Source organism: Bacillus timonensis (assembly GCF_004799755.1).
In the GTDB taxonomy this organism is placed as follows: Bacteria; Bacillota; Bacilli; order Bacillales; family Bacillaceae_L; genus Ferdinandcohnia; species Ferdinandcohnia timonensis_A.
Genome location: NZ_SLUB01000010.1, coordinates 53,047 through 68,954, shown reverse-complemented (window position 1 = coordinate 68,954; position 15,908 = coordinate 53,047). Strand labels below are relative to the sequence as shown.

The window sequence follows — 15,908 nt, the reverse complement described above, 5'->3', positions numbered from 1 at the left end:
ACTATCAAATCTAGGACTGAATAAAGTTAAATGCCTCCGGCGGATGCCACAGATTTTCAAAGGAAGTTTTTCAGCATTAACTGGCACTAAGCCCTCATGGGGGGCAATTGCTAGTAAAAGCCTGATTGGTTCAACTATCAATCTGTGGGATATACATCAAAACAGATTGAAGTTTCACTGTATCTCGCAGTAAGATCAAAGACTAAAAACGCCACTTCCTGTGGCAACGTCTTTATGACCCACCTCGTGTGGGCCTAAAAAATCTGGGCGCAAATACGCTTTGACGTATTTGATTAAATAAATAGGCGAACGCATATTGACATGATGATTGATGTGATTTAATGTATTAAGTGTACTATATGACGTAATACACATAAAACACAATTGACATAGAACAACTGAAAGGGGTGTTTTGCTTGTATTTTCAGTTAGATGAACGCAGTAATACACCGATTTGGGAACAAATTGTAAACCAAGTCAAGGAGCTCATTTTAAAAGGAGTCCTACAGCCTGACGAAAAATTAGTAAGTGTTCGCGAGCTTTCTTCAATCCTGCTTGTTAACCCAAATACCGTCAGCAAAGCCTATCAAGAGCTTGAACGACAAGGAATTATCGAAACACGAAGGGGAAAGGGGACATTTGTTTCCGAACAGCTTCCAAAGAAGGTGGATGATGAAAAAGTGGAGGAAATCAAACAATCATTAAAGCATTTACTCGTAGAAGCTTCTTATCTCGGGATAAATAAAGAAACTTTTGTGGAGTGGATCGAAAAGTATGTAGAGGAGTTAGGGGGGAAGGATTCCAATGCTTAATGTACAAAATCTTTCAAAAAGCATTGAAGGAGAAAAAGTCTTACAAAATATTTCTTTTTCAATGGATGGAGGATCGATTGTCGGCTTGGTGGGACGAAATGGGGTCGGAAAAACAACATTGTTAAGAAGCCTCGTTGGCATTTTAGATGCGGATCAAGGGGAGGTTTTGTTTCAAGGAAAAAACATCGTGACCAACCCTGAAGTGAAAGGGGAAATGGTGTTTGTTCCTGATTCAAATACCACATTTAATGGGTACAGTATGAAAGAGCTTGTGACTTTATATGAAGCGATTTATGCCAATTTCGATAAACCCTATTTTTATCAGCTATTACAACGCTTCAACCTTCCAGAAAAGAGAAAAATACGGACCTTTTCACGTGGGATGAAGGCTTTGTTATTTATCATTTTGGCTATTTCAACGAGAGCAAAACTGATTATATTAGATGAACCAACAAATGGGCTAGATGCGATAGTAAAAAGGAATATACTCCAGTTTTTATTAGAGGAAGTGTCAGAATCAAGGATCTCGCTTCTGATTTCTAGTCATCATTTAGATGAACTTGAGAAAATCGCGGATACCATTATCATGTTAAAAGGTGGAGAGATTGAATCAGTCGTCACAATGGAGGATGCGAGACTCCATTATAAAAAGATTCAAGTGGTCTTTAAAGAAAATGGAATTCCTGAAGAAATCAAGCAGCTTTCAAATATTGAAGTCTTATCCCAAATTGGACGGGTACACACGCTTTTAATAAAAGGAAATACAGAAGAAGTGGTATCACGATTAAAAGAGGAGAAACCTTTGCTTTTAGAGGAATTGCCTATGTCACTTGAAGACATGTTTGTGTCTGCATTAGGAGGGGATGACATTGTTTAACAAGGCACTTTGGCTAAAGAATTATAAGCAATCAAAGTTTGTGGTATGGGGGCTATGGTTGGTTTGTCTTTACTTTCCATATAAACTGAATAACTTTTTAAGTATCGAAGAGAATTCACTTTTACACTGGGATGAGTGGGGAAATTCAGAGCCCTACACCTTTTATTTTGGGAATTTCTTGGAGGTAGGATTGTTTCAGGTTCTTGCATCCATACTGTTGGCCACAGCTTTAATTGGATTAGAACGAACAAACCAAAGCTTTGATTTTACCCTAGCATTACCTTACAAGAGAAGTGAAATCTTTTTCTCTAAGTGGATATTTGGCGTCTTTCATTTGACGCTAGCAGTGGCAGTAAGTGTATTTATCTCAATGTTTGTACTCTTCAATTCTGTGATGAATGAATATCTTCCATTAGCTGCACTCGGGTATTATTTTGTGATTGCTCTTGTCACTCTTATCGGAGTCTTTACGTTTAGTCTGTTCATTGGCTTAATCGGTGCAAGCTTTGTTTCGCAATTTGCCTTTAGTTTGATCTTTTTATTCTTGCCATACGGACTATACAACTTAGTGATGTCAGGAATTTCTACTCACTATAGAGCCATTACAGGTGACTTTTTCATAAGAGAATACTATGGAATCCAAAAGTTTGGTAGCTATATTGAGAATCTTTCATTTCCATTACAATTATTGGACTTTGAAGATGGAATAAATGAAATCTTTATTTGGAAACAGGCTACATTTTTAGGTGAGCTATCCGTCATCATCATACCGATTATTGTAACCTTGATCTCGTTATACTTGATCAAACGATTATCAACTCCAATAAAAAGTGAGAATAACGGTAAAATCTTGGCATATGAGAATTTGCTACCATATCTAAAAGTAGGAGTGTTTATCTGTTTCTACCTATTTGGTGGAAATGTATTTGGCTCGTCCAATAGATACAATGAACCTCCAAGCCTCTTATCCTACCACCTTGGAGGACTTGGATTCAGTATCATCGCCTACCTCATCCTCACCAAAATAGCAGGCATGAGAATGCAATTCGGAAAAAAATAACGAACAGAAGTTGCTAGGAAACCAAGGGGAGCCAGGGGTGCCAAGGGTGCCAGAGGGACGGTTCTCTTGGTTCCTCACCGGTAATTAATAAAATGTGGGACCGCAGGAACCGTCCCCGTGGTTACCTTGGTTTCAAGTTTAAAAAGGGGGATGAGAAGGTGAAATTGTTAAGGATTATACCGTTCGTTCTCTTCATGATGTTGCTTGCTGGGTGTAATAAGGGAGAGTTGCAATGGTATGAAATGGTTGTGTTTAAACCAGTTGAGACGCCAGAAACGATTGACACATGGTCTGCTCAATTACAGTACGTTAATTATAGTGAAATGCAAGAGACGCCTCCAGACATTCTTAAACTTACATACAATGGGGTGGGTTCTCCTGTTCCAAATACGGTTACCTTTCACATCCAGGGGACTTCGATTTCAGGTGAAATTGAATTAGCAGCTGATGGCACTGGTGAGGCGATTATCGATCGCGAACAGCTATTAGACTTTCTGGATACGATTATTTTAGAAGACGGCACAATTACAGGTTCAATCCCACTAGTTCTAAACTGGGGTGATCTAAGTGAAGAATTGACCTTACCTTATTTAACGGCTATTAAAGATTTTGAGAAAACGACATTGGACAAGTTCCTAAAACTATTTTCATAAGATGAAACCATTACCACTTCTTACTCGTATAAACAGGTATGAGGAAGGAGTGCTTTATTATGTCTGAAAGACCAGAATTAAAGCTGCCGAAAACATTATTTGAAAAAATAATAGAGTTGCTCTCAATAGTATTTTTACTTGGCATGTACGGGTTTATCATCTTAAATTGGAGTGAGATTCCAGACCGAATCCCGACTCATATTACTATCATGGGGGAGCCTGATAGGTGGGGAGGAAAGGCGAGTATTCTCATTCTACCGATTATCGCAACCTTAATATTTAAAATGATGTTTATATTAAGTAAGTTTCCACATATTCATAATTACCCTGTAAAGGTAACACCAGAAAATGCAGAAAAACTGTATAGAATCTCACGAAAAATGCTCATTACGATGAATTTTTTGATTACTCTCTTTTTTGCGATTGGCGTGTGGGAAATGGTCAATCTCGCTCAAGGAAACGAAGGGTTAGGTATGTGGTATATGATTGGGCTACTCCTGTCTATTTTTGGACCAATGGGTTATTATATTTACAAGATGATCAAATAGTTACCAGAGGGACGGTTCTTGTGGTTCCCTGTTAGGGACCACAAGAACCGTCCCCATGGTCCAATGAAGGAAGGTAGGTAAACAACGATGTTAATAGAAATTATTGTCCAGCATGCAGAGGATGCAAAGGTAGCTGAAGAGCATGGCGCGAACCGCTTGGAGTTAGTGACCGCGATGACGGAAGGGGGTTTGACACCTTCTTATGGCATCATCAAGGATGTTGTGCAGGCTGTCTCAATTCCTGTTCATGTCATGGTCCGTCCTCACGGCTATTCATTTACATATTCAGAAGACGACAAGCGGATTATTTTAGAGGATATAAAAGTGTGTAAGGAACTTGGCGCGACCGGAATTGTGTTTGGTTCTTTAACTGAAAATGGAGAAATAGATGAAGCATTTCTTCAAAAAGTGATTAATGCTGCGGATGGAATGAAGATTACCTTCCACCGTGCGATTGATGAGGCGAAGGATATTATTGAGGCTTATAAAACCCTTCAAAAATACAGTGATTCGATACAAACAGTGTTAACATCAGGAGGTGCCCCGAAGGCATTAGAGGGTGTGGAAAATCTCAAAGCGATGTTGGCGCTCTCTCATGAAAAGCCGTCACCAGTCATTATGCCTGGATCTGGCCTGTCTCATAATAACATTGTAGAGATTCACCAAGAACTTGAGGCAACCGAATACCATTTTGGATCGGCTGTTCGTGTAAATGGGAAGTTTAGCGAACCAATAAATGGGAATACTATTAAGACGATAAGAGAACTACTAGGATAAAACAACAAGGATGTCTGGATGTATATTTGGACGTCCTTTTATTTTGGAAAAATGGCTAAAATCGATAGAATGGCTGCTAACGTAGATAGAACAAAAATAACGCCGATACGAAACAAAAAAGACATAACAATACACCCAAATTCACCTTATAGGAGAGTGAAACAAGTGGACGTTCTCATTAAACACCTCGAAACCATATGTAAACAGCATTTCTTAAACGAAAAAATCTTACTCGTGGATTCATATATGATTGGCGAGCAAATTTTACGACAGTTTACTCAACAAAACAATCATGCCCTTAATCTAAAAATCAAAACGATCAAGGACCTTGCCCTTGACTCCACCTCGACCCAACAAAATCAACTTTTGAGCGACGCACTCGGGGCACATTTTGTGTTCACCCTATTAACAGAACTGAAGCATAACCTCAATTATTTTCATGAGCTCGAGATCACACCAACCTTAAGCAAAAGCATGTATCAAACAATAAACCAACTTCGTATTGCGGGATACAAAAGCAGCACACTTTCAAGCGAACCGTTCGTCTCACCGAAAAAAGGCGACGATCTGAAACTTATTTTAGAGGCTTACGAGCAGCTTCTTCATAAACATAAACTGGTGGATGAAGCAGACCTTTATCGACATGCACTAGGAAAATATGATTCTCAAAATCAGATCTTCATTCTTCAAAGCAACCTAAAGTTAGCTTATGAACAGGTGAAATTTTTAGAAACGGCCCTTCCACCAACCTATTTTTATTTACCAATGGAAACAGTTCGCGGTATTGCTATACCTGAAAGTACACCATTCTCAAAAGTCGTGTTTGGGGACGAAACGCTTTTAAGCTATTTATTTGATGTGGAGAACTCACCAACAACCGCGCCAACTCTGTCACTTTTTTCAGCAACAACGGAGGAAATGGAGCTAAAAGAGGTCATCTACCGAATCAAAGAAAGAGGTATCCGCTTTGATGAGGCAGCTATTTTTTACACGTCAAGCGCCCAATATGTAACCGCTATGTACCACATCGCCGAGCGGTTGCAAGTGCCGGTCACCTTTGGGGAAGGGGTACCGATTGGGTTTACGAGACCAGGTAAAATGGTTGCTGGAATCTTAGCTTGGATGAAGGATTATTATAGTGTGCCGGCTCTTTTAAAGCTTCTTCAGGAAAACGTACTCGACTTAGGGGATGATGCCCCTTCGAAAAGAACATGGGCAACGCTACTTCGTGGTTCGGACATCGGCTGGGGGAAAGAACGCTATCTTACACAAATCAAAGCTAAACTGATAGACTCGTCCCTGACAGAGAACCGAATCCGTGATTATGAATGGATTTTAAAATGGTTTACGATTACCTTCAAACATATGCAAACTGTCGATAACAACGAAAGTATCATTTATCGGGACTTGTTAAAAACGATCACCTATTTTCTGCAGAAACATTACAAGGTGTCTTCAGCATTTGACCAAGTGGCGAAAGATGCATTGCTTGAGCGAATTGAGGATTTGCTGCCATATGCTAATGAATCGGTAGCAAATGCCTACCAAAAATTCGAGGAGGATTTCCTCTCCATTCGGATTGGTCATTCGCGTCCTAAGCCTGGATTTCTACACTTCTCTTCGTATAAAAACGGGTTTTATTTGAATCGTGAGCATTTGTTTGTTGTTGGTATGGACAACAAGCGGTTTCCAGGGAAGGCAGGGGAGGACCCACTTTTACTTGACACTGAAAGAGAAAAACTAGGACGATTTTTGCCGTTGGAAAAAGAAAGACTCAAAAACGACCTTTTTTCCATGTTGCAGCTTTTTGCTTCAACAGCGAAAAATGACATAACCATTAGTTTCTGTAGGTTTGATATAAATGAAAATCGAACTATATCTCCATCGTATTTATTTTTACAATGCTATCGAATTCAAACTGGAGATTTTTCAGCAGATTTTAAGACTCTTCAAGAGAATGTACAGGTTGTAGACCGAAACCATCCACTTGAAAATGTTGACTGGTGGTATGAGAAAATCACAAACTCTCAAACCATCCAGCTTGATGAACGACTTTTAGCGGATTTTTCGAATATTACGAGAGGGCTTCATGCTGAAAAAATGAGGCAGGAACCAACCTTTACTGTGTACGAAGGTAAAATTGAAAGTGATACCACAGGGTTCGATCCGCGCAAAAATCCAGAAATCACTATTTCGGCTGGGAAACTCGAGAAAATAGCAAAATGCCCTTATGCCTATTTTTTAGAAAATGTGTTGCGGGTAAAAGTAATTGAAGACATTACATATGACCCGACAAAATGGTTAGATGCTAAAACGCGGGGGACCTTGCTCCATGAAATATTCGAGAAATTTTATCAAGAAATGAAAGGACGTCACGAAAAGCCTTCCTACTCAAAGCATGTTGACCTTTTAACAAAGATAGCGAGCGAAAGGCTAAATGAAGTTAAAAAAATGGTTCCGCCACCAAATCGACGAACGGAGAGACTAGAGTCAGAAGAAATCATCGAATCATGTGAGACCTTTTTAAAAATTGAAGAGGAAAATAGTGAGCATGGTGAACCTTTGTATTTTGAATATTCATTTGGAGAAGACGCACCAGCTGTAATTGAGCTTCCTTCTGGAACGGTTCATGTCAGGGGAATCATTGACCGAGTCGACAAGCTTCCTGATGGCTCCTACCATATTATTGATTATAAAACGGGAAGCAGTTGGGGCTATCACACGAAGGAATTTTTCAAAGGGGGGAGACAGCTGCAGCATCTCCTCTACACTCTCGCAATCGAGGCCCATATGGGGCTGGAGGATGGTTCAGTGAAAATGAGTTCCTATCTTTTTCCAACTCGAAAAGGGGCGGGAAAACGCTTTGTGAGGGAACAAGAGGACTCAACACGAACCAATGGTAAAGATATTTTAGACAAGCTCCTTTCGATTGTGGAGCATGGACATTTTACCATGACGGATGATGAGAATGAATGTACATTTTGTGAGTTCAAAAAGATTTGCAGACGGTCCACCTATGACAAGGATGGATTAAAACAGAAGCAACAGGATGAAACGGCAGAGGGACTAAAAAGCTTTAAGGGGGTGCGTGCGTATGACTAAGGTGATTGTTGATCAAGAAGCAAGGGATAAAATTGTTTCTGTCCTACATCAAAATTTCCTTGTAGAAGCTGGTGCCGGTTCAGGAAAAACAACGAGCCTAGTTGACCGAATGGTGGACCTGATTTATACAGGGACAGCAAAAATGGATGAGATTGTCGCCATTACATTTACAAAAAAAGCAGCGGATGAACTGAAAACGCGATTTTTAACGGTTCTTGAGAAAAAATGTAAAGAGGAAACAAATCTTGATGTGAAAATTTTACTCGAGGAAGCCCTACAAAACATTGAACAATCGTTTATCGGTACGGTCCATTCTTTTTGTGCGCGATTACTGCGCGAGCGACCAGTGGAAGAAGGGATTGATGTTCATTTTTCTGAACTTGAGGATACAGAGGATGACAAAATTGCGGAGGCGGCATGGCTAGTCTACACGCATAAGCTCGAACAGGGTCATCCCCAGAAATCCAGAATTATGAAGGATTTAGGGCTTCGTGAAAAAGATTTAATGGAGCGCTTTTGTCAAATGAAGAACTATCCTGATGTTGAGTGGGAAAGTGAAGTCATCGAAAAGCCAAATCTGGATGAGGTGTTTCACCGTTTTATCACGTTATTAAAAGAAGCAAGTCGCTACATCCCGAAGGATATCCCAAAAGGTCCTGACAGTCTCCAAGAAGCGATTGATGATGCGCTGCGTCATGTTAAATACGATGACAAAACAGATGCTGTAAAAATCAAAATTTTTCAGCTGTTTGATAAAAAATTGAAGGTTACGCAATACAAATGGACTTCAAAAGAGGATGCAAAGGAATACCTCGAGAGAATTACTGGTTTTTTCGAGACTCACATCCAGCCTTTACTTGAAAGCTGGCGTGAATATTGCCATTCATTTGTGATTGAATTATTTCAAGAGGCATTGGCGGAGTATGAAAAAATCAAGCATGAACGCTCATTAATGAATTTTCAGGATTTGTTAATGAAAACTGCAGCTCTTTTAAAGGACAATGCAGAAGTACGGTCGTATTTTCAAGGAAAGTACAAAAGACTGCTAGTCGATGAGTTTCAGGATACCGACCCAATTCAAGCAGAAATCATGTTTTATTTAACGGGTGAGGATGTCAAAGAAAAGAATTGGACTAAGTGCAAGCCGCGTCCGGGCTCGCTTTTTGTTGTGGGGGACCCAAAGCAAGCGATTTATCGGTTCCGACGAGCAGATATTGATATTTACAATTTAGTGAAGGAATTGATTGCAACTCATGGCGGAGAAGTGCTTCAACTGATTATGAATTTCAGAACGGTAGACAATGTTACGAGCTTACTGAATGAAGTATTTCAGAAGCAACTGCCGGAAGAAGAGACAGTTCATCAGGCTGCTTATCGTCCGCTCATTTCACATAAAGAAGCAGGTACATCTGATTTTTCAGGGATTAAAAGGCTAGTTTTAGCTGATGAATTTGCGAAGAATAAAGCAATCACGGTTGAAGAAGATGCAACGTGCATCACCGCGTACGTTCAAAAATTAATTAATGAAGGTCACGAGCCACGTGAATGTATGATTTTAACAAGGCAAAAAGATGGAATCGATGTATATGCGACAAAACTTGAAGAAGCGGGAATTCCTGTTAGCGTTAGTGGTGAAATGGAAATTGGCACCATTCTTGAATTTCAGGATCTTATTCGTCTTCTTGAAGCACTTGTGGATCCTACCGATCAAGTTGCTTTCGTTGCAGCATTACGAAGTATTTGGTTTGGTATTAGTGATGAAGAGCTTTTCCAATGGGGACAGGCAGGTGGAGTGTTTTCCCTCTTTGCGACATCGCCCGATCATTTAAATTCTGATACAAAACAGCATTTTGAAGGAGCACTTTCAAAGCTCAAACAATATGTAACGTGGAAAATGACTTTTTCACCAGTAGTGGCCATTGAAAAAATAATTGAGGATATTGGGTTGTACCCATTATTCCTTGTGAAAGGCTATGGAAAAAGGGAGGCGACCAATCTCCTGCAAATTCTTGAAGTCCTTCGAGTGAAAGAGGAAGATGAAGCAACAACCTTCAATCAAGCTGTCGATTATGTGAAGCAGCAAATTGAAGAAAAAACAAAGGTCATCAATCTGGAGGAAGATGAAAACGCCGTAAGAATTATGAATGTCCATAAAGCAAAAGGCTTGGAAGCACCGATCGTGTTCTTGGCCCATCCTGGGAAAAAGCCAGAAGTCCGCAATAAAATATGGTCCCATATCAGACGTGAAGAGCAATCATCGGAGGGATATTTTATGTTCGAAAGAAAGCAGGGCTTCGCGAGAAAAACTGTTGCGCAACCCTTGCACTGGGAGTCTTATCTCGTTGCCGAGGAAGCCTATTTACTTGCGGAGGAAATACGGATTCTGTATGTAGCGGCAACAAGAGCCGAGAAAGCCATGATCGTCAGTTCATTCGAAACAAAAAATGATAAAAATCCGTGGAATCTTCTTCTTGATGGTCTACCTGGACTTGAGAATCTTGAAAGGCTAGAGCTAAATCATAAAGAAAAAGAGCTTCAAGGGCGCACCATTACACGTGAGGAATTCATAGAAAACACACAAGGATTGCTTGATTGGATTGAAGATCGAAAGCAACCCTCTTTTTCAACATATAGTCCAACTGATGACAAACAGGATATCTTCACGCTTGAGATTGAACGTGAGGAAGGTGGGGGACAGTCGTGGGGAACTGCAATCCACGAGGTGTTTGAGAAAATTGCGAAAGGAGAAGAAAATGAAGAAGCAATTGTCTCCAGTTTACAAAAGCATGAAATTTCGCTAGGAAGAAGAGATGAAGTTGCTGAAGCAGTTGCTCATTTTAAACAATCGATGATTTGGGCAGAGCTTCAAATTGCAGACCATGTGTTAACAGAAGTTCCATTTATGGTGAAAATCAATGCTCAAGATCCGTTGTACGAGTTTGTTGAAAATGGGGATAATGTCGAGACGGTTTTTGTCAGTGGCATTATTGACCTTGCGTATAAGCTGAATGGTACATGGAAAATCGTCGATTATAAAACTGACCGCCCAAAGGACCTAGCGAAGCTACCAGACCTTGCGAAATACTATCAAAATCAAATTGACCTGTACCAGCAAATTTGGGAACGAATTACGGGTGAAAAAGTGGCGGACAAGCAGCTTTACTTTGTTACACCGAACATTATTGTAGGTGTGTAGGAGTGGCTGTGTTGGGATTCTGGATATTTGTTCCAAATGAAGGCTGAAAGTATAGGGGATTGTCACGGGAATGGTCTTCATAAGGTGGATGAAAACCCGAATTAAGGGACGTAGCAAATAGAATGATCATCATAAGGTGGATGAAAACCCAAACGAGGGGATGCCGCATTCAAAAAGGTATTCATAATCCCGATGAAGAACCGAATGAAAAAGTTTTCCTTTTTTGACCATTTGATATAATGATAGAATAACCCTAAAGGGGTTGAAACTTTTTGAAAAAGAGGAAAATGATGCTACTTTTAATTGGAATTTTACTCATAGTAGGTGTTATATATTTCGGGAGAATTCATTTTAAAATGACCCAGTATGCCGATACAGAGCCACCCCAACATGCTGACTATTTAATTATTCTTGGGGCAAAGGTGAACAGTGAAACCCCATCCCTCGCGTTGCAATACCGTATCGATGCAGCTGCAGTCTATGCGAAGGAGAATGAGAATACGATTTTGATTGCTTCAGGTGGCCAAGGTCCAGGGGAAGATATTACAGAAGCTGAGTCAATGAGGCGTAAGCTAGTAGACAAAGGGATTTCTGAATCAAGAATCTTCCTGGAGGATCGCTCAACAAGTACATATGAAAACATCAAGTTCTCGAAACGATTTATCCCTGAGGAAGCTAAGCTTGGGATTATTGTGACGAATGATTACCACCTTTATCGTTCCGTTCAAATTGCAAGAGACGCCGGTTTAACAGTGGAGGGTTTACCAGCAAAAACACCGCAAATTACATTGCTAAAAGCCTACATTCGCGAGTATCTGTCAGTCACGAAATATTATCTGGAAAAATATATTCTCAAATAAGAAAACAACGCCCAATCGAGCGTTGTTTTCATTTTTATTCCCCAACTGCTTCAAGCAATAAGTCAACTAGATGAACGGCACGCATTTTATCGGATAATCCTTCACGTTCAATACCAAGTTTCATTTGCAAGAGACAGCCGGGATTGGCTGTGACAATGGTTTTTGCCTGTGTTTCTTTTACGTTTTTCATTTTTGAATCTAATATTTTCATCGACATTTCAGACTCGACGATGTTATAGATTCCTGCTGACCCACAGCAGCTATCCGCATTTTTCATTTCCATATAAGTTGCACCATTAATGGCTTGAAGTAATTTTCTTGGCTCCGAAGCGGTTTTCATCACATTTCGTAAATGGCAGGAATCCTGATAGGTAATGACCTGAGAAGGCAGGGAAAGCTCTTGTTTATGAAACTCTACTTCTACTAAAACAGAGGAGATATCCTTAAGTTTTTTTGAAAAAGTTTTTGCCCGTTCTGCCCAATTAGGCTCATCTTTTAGAAGATGGCCATAATCATTTAAAAAGGCTCCACAACCACCGGCATTTGTAATAATATAATCTGCTTCAATTTCTTCGAACGCACTTATATTTTGTTTTGCTAGTTCTTTCGCTTTGTTTTTTTCTCCACTATGTCCATGTAACGCCCCACAGCATGCCTGAGATTTTGGAATGACAATCTCACAGCCAGCCAATTGAAGCAATTTCAGTGTGGCATCATTCGTTTTCATGAACATCGTATCCATCAAGCAACCTGTGAAAAAGGAAACCTTTTTCTTTTGAACACCAATCGGCTCAAGGTGGTATGGTCGGTTCTTGAGTTCTTTTAAAGTAGGCACCTCTGGTAGAACTCGTTCCATCGTCGCTAAGCTATCAGGTAAAAACTTCAATAGCCCACTTTTTTGAACGACTTTTTGCATCCCAGAACGCTGGTAAACCCCAAGTAATCCAGTTAAGGTTCGCATGCGATTTTGATGAGGAAAGAGACCTTTAAAGACTGTTTTTCTTACAGCCTTAACCGGTAATGAGTGCTTTTTGTTTTGATGAACGATATCTCTTGCTTCCTCTAAAAGATGTCCGTAATTGACACCAGATGGACAAACCGGTTCACATGCGCGGCAGCCTAAGCACATATTTAACGACTTTTCGAAGTCTTCATCGGGCTCAATGAGACCATCGACAACCGCCTTCATTAATGCGATCCTACCGCGAGGGGAGTGAGATTCCTGATAGCCCGATTCGATATAGGTTGGACAGGTTGGAAGGCAGAACCCGCAGCGCATGCAATTCAATAATTCATTCTGATCCATCCGAGATTGGAATTCTCCCTTGATTTTTTGTTGTTCGTTCATTGTTGTCATTTTGAAACCACCACACGTTTTCTAGAATCCTTTGCAAACATTTTACCGGGATTCATTATGTTATTGGGATCTAGTCCAGTTTTAATGGCTTGCATTGCAGCGATTCCTGCAGCACCTAATTTCATCTCCAGATATGGAGCTTTCATCACGCCAACCCCATGTTCCCCTGTGATGGTTCCACCGAGTTCAATTGCTGTCTCAAAGATTTCTTCAAATGCTTTTTCGACTCGTTCTATTTCTTCACGATCCCTGACATCCGTTAAGCATGTGGGATGGAGGTTTCCATCTCCAGCATGACCAAAGGTACATATTCGGAGTTGATATTTTTTTGCAATTTCTTCAATCGCTTTTACCATCTTGGCAATTTCCGAACGCGGAACAGTTGCATCTTCTAGAATAGTAGTTGGTTTTAACCGTGCGAGCGCAGATAGGGCCGCACGTCTTGCTGTCCTTAATGCATCAGCTTCTTCTTCAGATTGTGCTGATTTCACGGAAACGGCGTTTTCATCCTTGCAAATCTCTATGATTCTCTCAATATCCTGTTTTACAATTTCTGCTGGACCATCCTGCTCAATCAAGAGAATGGCTTTTGCATCAGTTGGTAGCCCGATTTGCGAGAATGCCTCGACTGCTTCAAGTGTAGGCTGGTCTAGGAACTCAAGTGTAATCGGGATGATTTTACTGGCGATAATCTTTGAAACCGTTTTGGCAGCGGCCTCTAAATCATGATAAAGAGCAAGAATCGTTTCCTTTGTTTCAGGCATAGGTATCAGCTTTAGTGTGGCTTCAGTAATAATACCAAGTGTACCCTCTGAACCGACAAAAAGGCGTGTTAAGTCATATCCAGCTACATCCTTCGCAAGCTTTCCACCGGTTTTGATGATTTCACCATTTGCTAGAACGACCTCAAGACCCATCACATAATCACGTGTAACTCCATATTTAAGTCCACGTAATCCTCCTGAATTTTCGTTGATGTTGCCACCGATTGTGGATATTTTCATCGAACCAGGGTCAGGTGGATAAAATAAACCCTTTGCCTCTACAGCATTTGTTACCTCTTGCGTGATCACGCCAGGCTGGACCGTAATTGTTAAATTTTCTTCATCGATTTCTAAAATCTTGTTAAAATGTTTAAAAAGGAGGACTACTCCTCCCTCGGTTGGACAAGTGCCTGCACAAAGGTTTGTCCCGGAGCCACGGGGAACAATTGGAATTTTAAATTCATTGCAAACTTTGACGATGCTCGCTATTTCCTCTTTATTTCGAGGAGAAATCACAGCATCAGGCATTGACTGGAATTGTGGAGTTGCATCATAGGAGTAAACGAGTCGCCCTGTACTGGAATCATCATAATTTTCCGTACCGACAATTTTTAAAAATTGTTGTTTTGCTTGTGCATCAATCATGGTATCGCCTCCAAAATTTCTACTTATAATAAGCATAAAAAAAAGCGGAAGAATCCGCTATGTAGAAACCTACAAATAGTAGAGAGATTATTCGACTATTTTTATGGATCTATCCAATAATAAAAGCCCGAGATAAAGTGTTGTTAAATCCACAAAATTTCTTGGGTGCAAACCGGTTTTCTCTTCGATTTTTGTAAAACGGTATGAAAGAGTATTCACATGAATATGAAGAGCCTCCGCGGTATCTTTCATGGACTGGTTCTGTTTCGTATATTCAAGAAGGGTGAGGAGCAAATCATAATCGCCCAGAAGTTTAGCGATTGTCCGCTTAACATATTCCACCTGGACATGACCACTCGTTTCATGTATGAGCATCTCCAATTTTAAATCATCGTCGAACTGGATTGAATTCGTCTGTTTTGCGACCTGAAGCGCTCGGTCAGCTTCATCAAAAGATTGTCTTAGCAGGTAATGCTCACTACCAATCCCAAACGAAACCTTAACAGAAAAAGAGGCTTCTATTTCCTTTTTTAGTTTTTGAAGAGCTTTTTGGATTTGTTCTTTTGACCGGTCCGTTAACAGGAGGAGAAACTGTTCATTTCCCCATCTGACAAAAATCTCATTTTCATTTAAAAAGGTGCTTTGCTGAAGTCTTTTTGATATATTTTGAATTGGAAATTCTGTGTTACTTTTAATAGATGCAAAAACAACCTGACGTTTCCGTTCGATATCAATATGTAGATGCTCCGCACGTTTAATAAATTCTCCTGATTCTTCTTTACCTTGAACCCAATCAAAGACAAAGGTTTCAAGTGCACGGGATTCCATTTCGATTTGCTCCGCATAATAGCTCTCTTGGATTAGCAACTCGGTCATTTTTTTCAAAAGCTCCCCATACGCAGAAACTTGATCAGGATTTCCGGTAATACCAATTACGCCCACAACCTTTTGTTTAAACAAAATGGGTAAATTGATACCTGCTTTTACACCTTCTAAGTGACTTTCCATGTCTTTTGTAATGATCATTTTCTTTTGGTCCCGACTAGCGAGGAGCGCACCTTCATGGAAACGGCCAATTCGGCTCGTGTCCGTACTTGCGATAATGGTCCCTGAAATATCTACAATAATAATATCCTCATTAATTAGTCTGCGTACTTCGTTAATAATTTTTTTTGCAAGTGATGGTATAAGCATGAAAAGTCCTCCGATCCAACGTATTATATCAATTCTATCATTTCAAAAAATTATTGTAATTGC

The 15,908-nt window shown here is 40.2% G+C and carries 12 protein-coding genes; 9 read left to right on the top strand and 3 right to left on the bottom strand.

Features of this window, described 5'->3' with window-relative positions; genetic code table 11:
* The first annotated feature begins 416 nt into the window (after positions 1 to 416).
* The 9 genes from E1I69_RS08130 (at position 417) to E1I69_RS08090 (ending at position 11,885) form a co-directional block, all read left to right on the top strand.
* On the top strand, positions 417 to 812 hold the full coding sequence (locus tag E1I69_RS08130; protein ID WP_136379113.1) for a GntR family transcriptional regulator: 396 nt from the start codon (positions 417 to 419) through the stop codon (positions 810 to 812).
* Complete coding sequence (locus tag E1I69_RS08125) at positions 805 to 1,689, top strand: ABC transporter ATP-binding protein (protein ID WP_136379112.1); 885 nt, start codon at positions 805 to 807, stop codon at positions 1,687 to 1,689. Before E1I69_RS08130 ends, E1I69_RS08125 begins: the two co-directional genes overlap by 8 nt.
* The gene (locus E1I69_RS08120; RefSeq protein ID WP_161974861.1) at positions 1,682 to 2,749 is read left to right on the top strand and encodes an ABC transporter permease subunit; all 1,068 of its coding nucleotides are present in this window, start codon (positions 1,682 to 1,684) and stop codon (positions 2,747 to 2,749) included. Before E1I69_RS08125 ends, E1I69_RS08120 begins: the two co-directional genes overlap by 8 nt.
* A 158-nt stretch (positions 2,750 to 2,907) precedes the next feature.
* Complete coding sequence (locus E1I69_RS08115; protein ID WP_136379110.1) at positions 2,908 to 3,402, top strand: hypothetical protein; 495 nt, start codon at positions 2,908 to 2,910, stop codon at positions 3,400 to 3,402.
* Between the two features lie 59 nt (positions 3,403 to 3,461).
* Entirely contained in the window at positions 3,462 to 3,950 is a 489-nt protein-coding gene (locus E1I69_RS08110) for a DUF1648 domain-containing protein (RefSeq protein WP_161974860.1), read from the top strand.
* Positions 3,951 to 4,037: 87 nt separating this feature from the next.
* On the top strand, positions 4,038 to 4,727 hold the full coding sequence (locus E1I69_RS08105) for a copper homeostasis protein CutC (protein ID WP_136379108.1): 690 nt from the start codon (positions 4,038 to 4,040) through the stop codon (positions 4,725 to 4,727).
* Positions 4,728 to 4,892: 165 nt separating this feature from the next.
* Positions 4,893 to 7,829: a PD-(D/E)XK nuclease family protein gene (locus E1I69_RS08100; RefSeq protein ID WP_161974859.1), complete on the top strand. Its 2,937-nt coding sequence runs from the start codon at positions 4,893 to 4,895 to the stop codon at positions 7,827 to 7,829.
* The gene (locus E1I69_RS08095) at positions 7,822 to 11,025 is read left to right on the top strand and encodes a UvrD-helicase domain-containing protein (protein ID WP_136379106.1); all 3,204 of its coding nucleotides are present in this window, start codon (positions 7,822 to 7,824) and stop codon (positions 11,023 to 11,025) included. Before E1I69_RS08100 ends, E1I69_RS08095 begins: the two co-directional genes overlap by 8 nt.
* 272 nt (positions 11,026 to 11,297) lie before the next feature.
* Positions 11,298 to 11,885, top strand: a complete 588-nt coding sequence (locus tag E1I69_RS08090; RefSeq protein WP_136379105.1) for a YdcF family protein — start codon at positions 11,298 to 11,300, stop codon at positions 11,883 to 11,885.
* Positions 11,886 to 11,919: 34 nt separating this feature from the next.
* Here the strand turns inward: E1I69_RS08090 and E1I69_RS08085 are convergent, their stop codons facing one another.
* From E1I69_RS08085 to E1I69_RS08075, 3 genes are all read right to left on the bottom strand, one after another.
* Positions 11,920 to 13,242, bottom strand: a complete 1,323-nt coding sequence (locus E1I69_RS08085; protein ID WP_136379104.1) for a (Fe-S)-binding protein — start codon at positions 13,240 to 13,242, stop codon at positions 11,920 to 11,922.
* Entirely contained in the window at positions 13,239 to 14,651 is a 1,413-nt protein-coding gene (glcD, locus tag E1I69_RS08080; protein ID WP_136379103.1) for a glycolate oxidase subunit GlcD, read from the bottom strand. The genes E1I69_RS08085 and glcD overlap by 4 nt, the downstream gene beginning before the upstream one ends.
* Positions 14,652 to 14,738: 87 nt before the next feature.
* Positions 14,739 to 15,845: a CdaR family transcriptional regulator gene (locus tag E1I69_RS08075; RefSeq protein WP_136379102.1), complete on the bottom strand. Its 1,107-nt coding sequence runs from the start codon at positions 15,843 to 15,845 to the stop codon at positions 14,739 to 14,741.
* Positions 15,846 to 15,908 lie beyond the last annotated feature (63 nt).

Excerpts from the sequence above, each read along its gene's own strand:
- glcD (WP_136379103.1), bottom strand. The coding sequence starts at position 14,651 with ATGATTGATGCACAAGCAAAACAACAATTTTTAAAAATTGTCGGTACG.
- E1I69_RS08075 (WP_136379102.1), bottom strand. The coding sequence starts at position 15,845 with ATGCTTATACCATCACTTGCAAAAAAAATTATTAACGAAGTACGCAGA.
- E1I69_RS08095 (WP_136379106.1), top strand. The coding sequence starts at position 7,822 with ATGACTAAGGTGATTGTTGATCAAGAAGCAAGGGATAAAATTGTTTCT.
- E1I69_RS08125 (WP_136379112.1), top strand. The coding sequence starts at position 805 with ATGCTTAATGTACAAAATCTTTCAAAAAGCATTGAAGGAGAAAAAGTC.
- E1I69_RS08105 (WP_136379108.1), top strand. The coding sequence starts at position 4,038 with ATGTTAATAGAAATTATTGTCCAGCATGCAGAGGATGCAAAGGTAGCT.
- E1I69_RS08110 (WP_161974860.1), top strand. The coding sequence starts at position 3,462 with ATGTCTGAAAGACCAGAATTAAAGCTGCCGAAAACATTATTTGAAAAA.
- E1I69_RS08085 (WP_136379104.1), bottom strand. The coding sequence starts at position 13,242 with ATGACAACAATGAACGAACAACAAAAAATCAAGGGAGAATTCCAATCT.